Here is a 5,645-nt window from a genome sequence, read left to right on the forward strand (position 1 = left end):
ACTGAGGCTTTGTCGTCGATACCAACGATTACTTCAACGAGGGAAGCATCGCAACTTGATCGTAACGGCCATCGCTCGTTAAATGATTGCATTCATTTGGTCGATTATTCATGAGGTTGTCTTATCCCCCGTCGATCCCAAACAACGATTAGTAAGAATACCTAAATGATAAAAATTGAGTTGGCGTATCAGGTCAGGCCGCGATTAGTGGTGCAACCTCCGACAGGCGTTGGCTGGCTGTTACGATAAGTAATAGATCCACGAGCATAGACTGAAGTCCGGCACCACGACGTAATAAGTAAGGTAGGCAAGGCTGATTGAATCAATCAGTAACCCACGAATACCAGCATGTTAATCGTCGAAATTACTGGCTTCATCTGATGCGTTAACTCATCTCTTTCACAGACATTATGGCTCTGGCTTTGCTCGAGTTAGATTATGCACACGCTGCTTGACATGGGGAGTCATACCAACGTCTGTCATGAGGTGTGCTATGTTGAACCAACAAAGCGCACCAAACTCCATATCAAAACCGCCGAGTGTAACGCATCACCTTGATTGTTTTATAGCCGATAAGTCCCTGCAATGTATAATATTTCAAGTCCATATGTTTTACGATTAAAGCTGTATATACCTCTCTGGATATCGCGGCGGAATCGTACTATAAAAGTCCCATATTTGGCGAAAATCTTTTTCTAAGTCACCACTTGGGTAAATAATCTTACCAACCCCAACTTCACGCTTGTTATAGTCCAAGTACCCTAAAAGTATTGGTACTTGAGATTTCATTGCGACATGATAAAAACCTGTTCTCCACCGTTTGGCTGGCCCCCTCGTACCTTCTGGTGTTACTAAAACGGTTATGCCATCTGAGGCTTCAATGAATTTAACCATTTCATCTACCATTTTAGGGCGCTTTTCACCCAATTTTTTTCCTGAACGGTCAATCGGAATCGCCCCCATAGGTCCAAGAATCAGGTTAAACGGAAAGCGCATCCATTCCTTTTTTATTGTAAAACGTGGCTGAGGTAAGTTCATATAATCGCAAGCTGCCATTGTAAAAACAAAATCCCAATTACTCGTATGGGGAGCACCAACCATTACACAGTTTCTGACATCAGAAGGCGGTAAATCACGTACTTTCCAACCCTGAAGTCTAAACAATAGACGAAAAATAAATTTAAACATTTTCTAGAAATACCATTATTAATAGTTATAAAAAACTCTATGGAGTCCGATTTCGGCTAACGCCTACAATAACGTGTACCAACTCTGAACGAGCCAAGCACACCGAACTTCATACCAAAAATGCCGAGTGTAATGCATCACCCTTGATTGCCTTGTTATGTGCATTTAGCTAACACTGAAGTGTTTCTTGATCCTGCTGACCTTTTTTTAGGGTCATAAAAAGTATCAATAATTTCAAATCCGGCTTTGCGCATCATCCCTGCTGAAGCAGCGTTCTCCTCGTGCCTTTCGATGAACACGTTACTCGCATTCTGATTACGGGCGATAAGAACACATTCTTGAAGCAACTTACTACCCAACCCTTTTCCGCTGTGACTTTTACTCACAACTACTTCCTTGATATAAGCGATGTCTGAAGAATCAGTATATTTTGCAAGTTTGACTGGGAATGCATCATTATGAATGACTACTGCAAAACCTATGATTTCACCCTCTTCAACTTCAGCTAAAGCAACCGATGCTCTCCCTTCATCTATCAATGTGAATTGGGTGGATATACTTTCTTCGGTAATGTAATTCCAGTTATTTGCCCCATCTCTTAGCAGGAGAGCCCTCATATTTAAATAATCAATATCGTTCAACTTTCGACAATGTATTTTCATTTCATATTCACTCTTTGCACATAACGCCCACAATAAGGTGTGCCCCGTTGAACCGACCAAGTTCCGAACTTCATACCAAAACCGCCGAGTGTAACGCATCACCTTAGTTGCTCTGTTAAAGGGGGACACATCACTGCGCCTATTTTGCGAGTACTGCTTTCAGTCCAACTGAGGCGTAACTTGCTCCGTGTCTTCTTTAAATAAGTACACGATGTATGATAGAAATAAAGGAATCAATCACTCCTACTTAGCCTTCTTCACTACAATAAACACTGCTTTGCCTTTACCTGGTTGCCAATGATAGTCAATACTAAAACCGGCATTGGTCAGACAGTATTCCAATTCTTTTGTGGTAAAAACCTTAACCAACGGCATCAAACCAAAGAATTTTCCAATCGGCGCGATAACCTTAAAGAATTTCATGGTATCTCCAAGGCATACCGTACTGGTGACAAAAAATCCGCCCGGCTTGAGCATGTTGTGAACCTTTGCGATTACCTCTTCCTTGTTTTCAAGTAAGTGCAAAATACTGAGCCCTAACACCATATCCAAGGTTTGATCGGGCGCACTGAATTCATCGATAGTCGATTGTTCAAAAGTGACATTTTTGACGTTTTTTGCGTCAGCTTTGCCTTGGGCAATTTCAATCATTTTCGATGAAATATCAATTGCGTGAATGTGTTTCACATAGGGTGCGTGAGTGATGGCAGTCGAACCTGTTCCGCAGCCTAACTCCAGCACCTCCATATTTGGCTGAAAGTAATCGCGTGTAACCTGCAATTTTTTCTGATAAGCCGCTTCATCAGCAATGGGTTGTTTTGAATAGCGTTCTGCGATTTTGTCCCAAAATTTTGTTGAATTGTCCATTATATCCACCAATTATTTGACTAAATCCATGGTGTGCTTATCACTAGACTCGAACAAACCTATAATCTGCTCTGTTGGTTACCCCATACACTGAGCCTCTGGGCGGCTAACGTTATTTTGCACCACACCAAATTTGATAACCGTAATCACAGCCATGACCATACCAAAACCACCGAGTGTAACTGCATCCGCTTGAACAGTTTGTTAAGTGATTGCATCTCTACACTCTCGGTCTACGGCTTTTAACAACGTTGGTAATCTGTTATTGCCGTGCATACTCTTAATAAGCTCTTTTGCGATACTGTTATCAATACCTGCACTTGTAACAAATAAAGGCTGCTTACTTTGCCCCCTGTAAACTTCAAAATCGCTTGATGTGCCAGAAAATCTACTTTTTGCGACTCCAATGATTGGGGTGTGTGGATTTAGTGCTTTATAGAGATGCGCCCCTAAACCATCTTCGTTCTCTTTGCCTAAAGTGACATAACCATCAATCACAATAACGTTTGGCACTTTCTCAAGAGAATTTAATAAAGCTAATATGCATGGAAGCTCTCTTTTATAAAAACTTCCTGGCTCATATGGTTCAACATTGTCAATTTTAACAATGTGTTTTCCTTCAACTTCATCCGACGACCACTCATTAAACGTTAGTCCTGCTACAACGGCTGAGTTATCATCTCTGTAATGAACATCTATTACTAATAGCATTTATGTTCTAACTTCCATTTATCTTCGCAATTTTGCCCCCACAAATAAACCGCCGAGTGTAATGCATCACCGTGATTGTTTTATATTTTCTTTTCGACTCAATTGCTTGATAGCAATTTAAAGTCAAAAAACTAGAGAATGGAAACACCTTCAATCTCTATTACTGAATTGGCATCGGCTCGTTCAATAATTTTAACCAAGGCAGATTGAATAACCTCATTTTCTCTAACGTCAGTTTCACTCGCAAACCGTTCTTCTTGAACTTCTGCGCCCTCTCCCAGAGTAAACTGAACCACAACTTCAGTTGCACAATCCGCACTTTTACCAAAGTACGCTAATGTGATTTGAGGATAACCTTTAAAGCCTTTCTTGACCTGTTTCGCGATTCGTTTTTTAGCCTTATCCACATTCATACAAAATCCTTGTATCCACTGAAACTGAGAAAAATATAATGCCGCCATAACACGTTTATTACTATGACGACAAAGCCTAAATTTACCACCTAAACCACTGAAACTAAAGTAAACCTACAATGCCGAATGTAATAAATCGTGTTGATGGCTTTATAGTTGTGTGTTTTAATTAAACCAATGAACTTTTAAGCACGAAATGATCATCGTGCGTTTCAATTACTTGCCAGCTTAGCTTTGAATACAATTCAGGGATTTGAGCAAAAACCAATAACTCAGGCTCACCCATATCTTTGACCAGTTTCTCAGCACGATGAATCAATTGTGAGCTGATGCCCTGTTTACGATTTTCAGGTTTAATAAAAACAGCATTAATCCAAATTTCTTGTTCTTTGGTAATTGGAGATAGAAAACGAGTAAATACCAAACCACCAACCAATTCACCGTCTTTCAGGGCAATAATTGGATTTGGAATTACTTTTCCACCCTTTGTGGACGATAAAGGCTCAACGTCATCCCACTCACTTTTAAACCATTGATATAAAGTAATTAAATGCGGAGAATCACTTTCAACCTCTTGAATTAAAACCATTATTACTCCATTAAAATAGCCATTTCAGTAAAAATACATAACGCTTGCCATAAGGTGTGCCCCACTCAACCAATAAAGCGCACCGAACTCCATACCAAAACCGCCGAGTGTAATGCATCACTTTGATGGCTTTATAGTTTTTATTTTTCAAGAGTTTCTATCAAAAACAGAGCCATTGAACCAGATAGGTTAACTGCTAATTCCGCATGTCTTACTGATGGTTTTACTGATAAATGGCTCTTACCATGAGCATCACCATGCTTGTTTCTCAAACTGCCAAGTCCATTAACGATTGCCGAGCAACCACCTGAAATTTGCTTGAATATTTGTTCAGAATGTTGCTCTGGAGCCATATTGAGCTCTTTAGATGCCATTTTATATAGTTCTGATAACTCTATTTTTGCAGGGTTATACTCAACACCTTTGCTATCTAAAATATGCTTACAGCAACTTTCAAGTAATGTACGTGAAAGTGTTATTGCCCCTTCGGGATCATTCGATTTGCGTTCTAAGGCTTTAGTCCAATGATCGTGAACATATTGAGAGTTAATGGTTGTTAGACGCTTGGCGATCAAGTCCGCTGCTGGATTTTTATCTGACGATTCAAGAGCTGAAAGGATTTGATTAAATTCAGCCCAAATAAAATCACGACGGGGCTGATAACTCTCTATTTTCTTTATATACTGCCAAAATTGACTTAGAGACCGACATGTCCTTACCCAACTACAGAGGTAGTTGTTGAAAAGTAATAACAACGCCTTTAGCAGCCTAGATGAATCAACTGCATGAGTATGAGTCGGCATAAACTACCTCTGTAGGTAAATGTTCAACTAGACTTGAATCAGCCAATAATATTTGTCGAAGCTCTAAATATTCATTTTCGTCAGGTAAACCACCTGTCGCACGATCAAGACAGATATTTTGAAATGATTCGACACGCTCAAATGAGCTTTGTAAATAATCCACCTTGCTTCCTTTTAAAAACATAACATTCTATTCAACGAACTCGATTCGTATATCTCCTGTTTATCGGTAGATATACGAATGAAATATGCGATCGGAGTTCGTGTATCTCACCATTTCCGTGTTGGGGGCAGCTTGATGAAACAGAGAAAATGGCTAAAAAATCCACGCTACCGCCTTTGGGCACACAGAGCCCACAGCTGACTTCCAATTTAGGGAAATTTTATCATCATATGTGTACAGGTTTTTGGG

Annotated in this window: 8 protein-coding genes and 1 pseudogene; 1 reads left to right on the forward strand and 8 read right to left on the reverse strand. The window is 39.9% G+C overall.

Features of this window, described 5'->3' with window-relative positions; translation table 11 throughout:
• Nucleotides 1-169: pseudogene (locus L4D76_RS28285) on the forward strand (IS110 family transposase); the annotation flags it as partial.
• Nucleotides 170-618: 449 nt separating this feature from the next.
• Here the strand turns inward: L4D76_RS28285 and L4D76_RS28290 are convergent.
• The 8 genes from L4D76_RS28290 to L4D76_RS28325 all read right to left on the reverse strand — a co-directional run bounded on the left by L4D76_RS28290 (nucleotide 619) and on the right by L4D76_RS28325 (nucleotide 5,396).
• A complete protein-coding gene (locus tag L4D76_RS28290; protein ID WP_428444159.1) occupies nucleotides 619-1,188 on the reverse strand; it encodes a 1-acyl-sn-glycerol-3-phosphate acyltransferase in 570 nt (189 codons plus the stop codon).
• 155 nt (nucleotides 1,189-1,343) lie between these two features.
• Nucleotides 1,344-1,850, reverse strand: coding sequence for a GNAT family N-acetyltransferase (locus L4D76_RS28295; RefSeq protein WP_428444160.1), 507 nt, complete (start codon nucleotides 1,848-1,850; stop codon nucleotides 1,344-1,346).
• A gap of 243 nt (nucleotides 1,851-2,093) precedes the next feature.
• Nucleotides 2,094-2,717 carry a class I SAM-dependent methyltransferase gene (locus L4D76_RS28300; RefSeq protein ID WP_428444161.1) on the reverse strand — a complete coding sequence of 208 codons (624 nt, stop codon included), beginning with the start codon at nucleotides 2,715-2,717 and terminating at the stop codon, nucleotides 2,094-2,096.
• Nucleotides 2,718-2,921: 204 nt separating this feature from the next.
• Entirely contained in the window at nucleotides 2,922-3,428 is a 507-nt protein-coding gene (locus L4D76_RS28305) for an endonuclease V (RefSeq protein WP_428444162.1), read from the reverse strand.
• 131 nt (nucleotides 3,429-3,559) lie between these two features.
• Nucleotides 3,560-3,841 carry a hypothetical protein gene (locus L4D76_RS28310; protein WP_428444163.1) on the reverse strand — a complete coding sequence of 94 codons (282 nt, stop codon included), beginning with the start codon at nucleotides 3,839-3,841 and terminating at the stop codon, nucleotides 3,560-3,562.
• Nucleotides 3,842-4,010: 169 nt separating this feature from the next.
• Nucleotides 4,011-4,430, reverse strand: coding sequence for a GNAT family N-acetyltransferase (locus tag L4D76_RS28315; RefSeq protein WP_428444164.1), 420 nt, complete (start codon nucleotides 4,428-4,430; stop codon nucleotides 4,011-4,013).
• A 140-nt stretch (nucleotides 4,431-4,570) separates the two neighbouring features.
• Nucleotides 4,571-5,233: an abortive infection family protein gene (locus tag L4D76_RS28320; RefSeq protein ID WP_428444165.1), complete on the reverse strand. Its 663-nt coding sequence runs from the start codon at nucleotides 5,231-5,233 to the stop codon at nucleotides 4,571-4,573.
• Nucleotides 5,208-5,396 carry a hypothetical protein gene (locus L4D76_RS28325; protein WP_428444166.1) on the reverse strand — a complete coding sequence of 63 codons (189 nt, stop codon included), beginning with the start codon at nucleotides 5,394-5,396 and terminating at the stop codon, nucleotides 5,208-5,210. Before L4D76_RS28325 ends, L4D76_RS28320 begins: the two co-directional genes overlap by 26 nt.
• Nucleotides 5,397-5,645: the final 249 nt, after the last annotated feature.

The sequence above is a fragment of the Photobacterium sagamiensis genome, assembly GCF_050337085.1.
In the GTDB taxonomy this organism is placed as follows: Bacteria; Pseudomonadota; Gammaproteobacteria; order Enterobacterales; family Vibrionaceae; genus Photobacterium; species Photobacterium sagamiensis.

Coding starts and splice junctions, on each gene's coding strand:
- L4D76_RS28320 (WP_428444165.1), bottom strand. CDS start 5,233: ATGCCGACTCATACTCATGCAGTTGATTCATCTAGGCTGCTAAAGGCG.
- L4D76_RS28290 (WP_428444159.1), bottom strand. CDS start 1,188: ATGTTTAAATTTATTTTTCGTCTATTGTTTAGACTTCAGGGTTGGAAA.
- L4D76_RS28300 (WP_428444161.1), bottom strand. CDS start 2,717: ATGGACAATTCAACAAAATTTTGGGACAAAATCGCAGAACGCTATTCA.
- L4D76_RS28305 (WP_428444162.1), bottom strand. CDS start 3,428: ATGCTATTAGTAATAGATGTTCATTACAGAGATGATAACTCAGCCGTT.
- L4D76_RS28315 (WP_428444164.1), bottom strand. CDS start 4,430: ATGGTTTTAATTCAAGAGGTTGAAAGTGATTCTCCGCATTTAATTACT.
- L4D76_RS28295 (WP_428444160.1), bottom strand. CDS start 1,850: ATGAAAATACATTGTCGAAAGTTGAACGATATTGATTATTTAAATATG.
- L4D76_RS28310 (WP_428444163.1), bottom strand. CDS start 3,841: ATGAATGTGGATAAGGCTAAAAAACGAATCGCGAAACAGGTCAAGAAA.